General features: G+C 65.2%; 1 protein-coding gene. It reads left to right on the top strand.

The window, feature by feature from the left end; translation table 11 throughout:
- Positions 1-534 (top strand): condensation domain-containing protein (locus tag HUA74_RS44980; protein ID WP_254625571.1); only part of this gene is annotated, 534 nt, incomplete at both ends.

Genomic DNA, 534 nt, shown 5'->3' with positions numbered 1-534 from the left:
CGTCTGGCAGCGCCAGTGGCTCCAGGGCGACGTCCTCTCTTCCGAAATCGCCTGGTGGCGCACCCAGCTTGCCGGTGCCTCCTCGTCCCTGGAGCTGCCCACTGACAGGCCTCGCCCCGCCGTTCAGTCCTATCGCGGTGCGGTGTTCCCCATCGGGTTGTCTCGTGAGTTGACCCAGGCCGTGAAGGCCCTCGCTCAGCGTGAAGGCGCCACGCCCTTCATGGTGCTGCTGGCTTCCTTCCAGCTTCTGCTCTCCCGCTACTCGGGCCAGGACGACATCTCCGTCGGCTCTCCCATCGCGAATCGCAATCGCTCCGAGACCGAGGGCCTCATCGGCTTCTTCGTCAACACCCTCGTCCTCCACTCCCGACTCGACTCGAAGCAGTCCTTCCGTCAGTTGCTCTCCCAGGTGCGCACGTCCACCCTCGCCGCCTACGAGCACCAGGACGTCCCCTTCGAGAAGCTCGTCGAGGAGCTTCAGCCTCAGCGTGACCTGAGTCGCTCACCGCTCTTCCAGGTCACCCTCACCCTTCA

It is taken from the genome of Myxococcus sp. CA051A (assembly GCF_013336705.1).
Classification (GTDB): domain Bacteria; phylum Myxococcota; class Myxococcia; order Myxococcales; family Myxococcaceae; genus Myxococcus; species Myxococcus llanfairpwllgwyngyllgogerychwyrndrobwllllantysiliogogogochensis.
The sequence above is the reverse complement of the archived record's forward strand: the minus strand, read 5'-3'. Positions and strand labels throughout refer to the sequence as shown.